The 3,122-nt window shown below is 44.5% G+C and carries 5 protein-coding genes; 3 read left to right on the top strand and 2 right to left on the bottom strand.

Annotated elements, in window-relative coordinates; genetic code table 11:
• The coding region (locus QUB61_RS38660) for a hypothetical protein (RefSeq protein ID WP_333136563.1) at window positions 1-560 on the bottom strand (560 nt) is incomplete at its 3' end.
• A 147-nt stretch (window positions 561-707) separates the two neighbouring features.
• On the opposite strand from QUB61_RS38660, the gene QUB61_RS38655 reads away from it, so the two are divergent.
• The 3 genes from QUB61_RS38655 to QUB61_RS38645 all read left to right on the top strand — a co-directional run bounded on the left by QUB61_RS38655 (window position 708) and on the right by QUB61_RS38645 (window position 2,538).
• Window positions 708-1,145, top strand: coding sequence for a hypothetical protein (locus tag QUB61_RS38655; protein WP_333136561.1), 438 nt, complete (start codon window positions 708-710; stop codon window positions 1,143-1,145).
• An 81-nt stretch (window positions 1,146-1,226) separates the two neighbouring features.
• The gene (locus tag QUB61_RS38650) at window positions 1,227-1,622 is read left to right on the top strand and encodes a hypothetical protein (RefSeq protein WP_333136559.1); all 396 of its coding nucleotides are present in this window, start codon (window positions 1,227-1,229) and stop codon (window positions 1,620-1,622) included.
• A 202-nt stretch (window positions 1,623-1,824) separates the two neighbouring features.
• On the top strand, window positions 1,825-2,538 hold the full coding sequence (locus QUB61_RS38645) for a hypothetical protein (protein WP_333136557.1): 714 nt from the start codon (window positions 1,825-1,827) through the stop codon (window positions 2,536-2,538).
• Window positions 2,539-2,669: 131 nt separating this feature from the next.
• Here QUB61_RS38645 and QUB61_RS38640 read toward each other — a convergent pair.
• On the bottom strand, window positions 2,670-3,122 hold a 453-nt coding region (locus QUB61_RS38640; RefSeq protein WP_333190435.1), incomplete at its 5' end, for a C39 family peptidase.

The following is a 3,122-nucleotide window of genomic DNA, read 5'->3' as shown; positions in this document are numbered from 1 at the left end:
AATACAGCAGCCTGTTCAGCCTTAGTATCAGGTGCGTCTACATTAGTAGATGTTTCTGCATCCGCCTTCAAAGGTAAGGGGTAAGTTCTACCGCCCTTAATTGTGTATTGAGCGTAAATTTCTGTTGCACTTGGCGCTGCCGAAGTACGTTGAATTTTTCCATCAGGAATATATTCTGCTAAAGCTTCCCCAATTTGCGAAACAGTAACACCACTGGGAAAAGTTAAACTAATAGTCCTGTTAGTTTTTTTGGCTTTAGCCCCGGTTTTTAGCGTTACCGTTTTAGCACGAGGACTTGCGTCCGGTGTATAGCTAATTTTGCCCGCGGGAACCGTAATATCTGTGGCTACACCTGCTGCGTTTAGTACAGATTTTGTGTACCCTTTTCTGTCCCTGTTCGCTTCTCCCGAAGGTACATATTGTTTGGTAACAATATCGAGAAAATCTGCAACACGAGAGGTGCAAGTAAAAGTACCCACTAAATTTTCTAGTGCTGCGTCTTTAGTTTCTTCGCTGGGGTCTTGTCCTCTGTAACCGATTAAAAACGCTAATCTACCCATAAACACTCCTTTCAAATTTATTATTTTGATTATAGCCAGTAAAATTAAGTGTTTTACCTAAAAAATTTTTATCGAAACCCTACAGGTTAGCACAAGTTTTTTTGTGCTAGCCTGTACTTATAAAAGTGTGATTTTGACTGTAGTCTTATGCCTCAAAAACCTGCTACCAAGCGCCTAACCCTCGACGCTGACGAACCGTCCCTACTTTTTGCGATTAATGATTTGCTATCCACGGGCGGTATTGACTTTGACGAATGGTGGGAAGAGTTTTCTAAACCACCCGTGAGTAAAACTGGAAAAGAAGTAGAAATTTGGACTAAACCCAAATTTATTGACACTACTCCAAAAAACAAAAGTGGTATTGGTAGGTGGATTAAATATTTTCCCAACAAAGAAGATGAGAACACCTTTTATAATCTGTCGGGTACTGACCGGGACTTAGTGCATCACATTAACGCTATTGGATATCAGCAAAGCGGTAGCGCCGAGAATGTGCCAGGCAAAAACAGTAAGCCACCACTAAAAGGATTTCCGTTAATCGAGCTTCACTTTGTCAGCCCTGATAAAAAAGTAGGAATTAAGTAGATACGGTGTGCGGGGTATACCGATGATGAAAAAATTGCCACCTTAAAACTTGCAAAACTTGTAACACCTGCTGACATTAAAATGTGGGCGGGCAAAATCAAAACTATTTTTGGTGATACCAAATATGTCTGGAAAAAAGGTAAGGAATGCTTGTCGTACAGCGGGCAGATAGCCCGGCTACAAGGACTTGAAGGGTACGCTTACGTGCGAAACAAGCAAGATGGTATTGATTTATTTACAGCACTACTTAAGATATTTGACGCTGTACCTGACAAAGATGGCTTTAACCGCAGTGAAACTATCTCTACAACCAAATACACAAAACAGACGAAAGAGATAACCGTAGTGGGGCAAAAAGTGATACCAGATGAACGCCGCCCTATTGCTGATTGCGAATTCGCCCGCGCTGTACTAAAGTTACCCCTCCTAAATAAGCCCATCCCGTTAGTGAAGCGAAACGTGATTCTTTATAAATGAGAGTATTTAAGTGTATTTCTGAGCTTAGCCGCCTAACACGGGCGGCTATTTCTAAAAAAGAACTAAAGATGGCTGATTTTAGGACTTGACGTGAGGCGGGTTGTTGTGCGATCGTCGTAACAATACAACACCCTTACGACGCGCTAACGTTTTCAGGGTGCATTTTGCCTCCAGTTCTACAACAACTTTTGGCTCCTTTATTATGTCACAACAGTCCGCCTGTAGTACCCCGCGTTCGCAATTTTTAACGTACTCGTGGGACGCCCCCCTGGCGCTTCGCTGGTATCGGGATGCCGTGTTTGACGGTATTTCCCACTCAGCAGCATTTGACGCACTCGACATCGGCGTTAAGTCGGTACAGTGGCTTCACTATTACCAAGCCCCCGTGCTGCTGCCCGAACAGTGCGACGCACTATATGGTGTTGAGCCAAAAACTACCGATCGCCTTATACGCAATTTTGAAGCGCAACTCACTGGGGATGGTTTGTTTGCTTGCCCAGAAACGTTTGTGCAGCACTCGGAACCCGTACTGGGGCTGTGCTGGATTGGGAAACCTCACCTTAACTACCTACTCCCTCCCCGGGCTGTGCTTAAGCTGGCTTGTTGGATGCCAGCGACTAATAAAACAAATCGCACTTTGCGGTGGCTCGACGCAATCGCTTCTAAAGCTTACGAACCATTGTCCGAACCCGCGAGGATGACCCAACACTACCAAGCAGTAGAACGGCGAACCGCCTCTAAAGATAGACTGGCGATGGTTGCGGAGGCGCAAGAAAAAGGGATCTACGCTTACGCCAAACATTTTGGCGACCTAAAGTCTGGGATAACGTGGAAACGATTATTAACTCACCACGAACGGGGCGGACAGTTCCCGCCTACTCGACAGGAGCTAAATGAGCTACTGCTTGAGTTTTAGTTAGCCGATCGTCCGGCTCGGAAACTAAAAAGCTAGAGTCACATCGTGTGTATGGTGTGAGCCTAGCTTTCCTCTTGTCTTCATTTCCACAAATAGCCGGCTACAGTTGCCGGCTAAACCAGAAAATAGACTTATTTGCTCAGATAGTGAACCCAAAATTGACCATCGTAAGCACAGGTTTTCTCTATTAAATCGTAGCTGTAGTGTAAATATTCGCCGCTTAAATCGGTGCGGTAGCCTGTCTTAAACCATTCGCCGTATGGGTCGTGAACTATAAACCCGGTACTGTCGTACCCTACTAAAACGATAATGTGACCCGGTTGAGTAAAGTAACCGTGAATTATACAGGGGTTGCCGTTGCTTAAATGCTGTTTGCAGCGGTCAAAAGTACCGTAAGCGGTGAAATCATCTTTAATGCCATAATCGCGCACTACTCGCGCTAAATCTTCAGGGTAGTGTTTGTTTAGCCCCTTGTCAGACATATATTGATAAAGTTCGTCTTCAAGTTGACTATTTTTATTTTTTCTAACCTTGCCGCTGAACGTAGTTGTAAAACCTACACCGTAATACTCTAAGCACATAGC

This window comes from Microcoleus sp. C2D2, assembly GCF_036702495.1.
In the GTDB taxonomy this organism is placed as follows: Bacteria; Cyanobacteriota; Cyanobacteriia; order Cyanobacteriales; family Microcoleaceae; genus Microcoleus.
This window is presented reverse-complemented; position numbering and strand designations above follow the sequence as displayed.

What these genes read in the sequence shown, in the direction of transcription:
- QUB61_RS38645 (WP_333136557.1), top strand. Translation starts at nt 1,825, where the DNA reads ATGTCACAACAGTCCGCCTGTAGTACCCCGCGTTCGCAATTTTTAACG.
- QUB61_RS38650 (WP_333136559.1), top strand. Translation starts at nt 1,227, where the DNA reads ATGTGGGCGGGCAAAATCAAAACTATTTTTGGTGATACCAAATATGTC.
- QUB61_RS38655 (WP_333136561.1), top strand. Translation starts at nt 708, where the DNA reads ATGCCTCAAAAACCTGCTACCAAGCGCCTAACCCTCGACGCTGACGAA.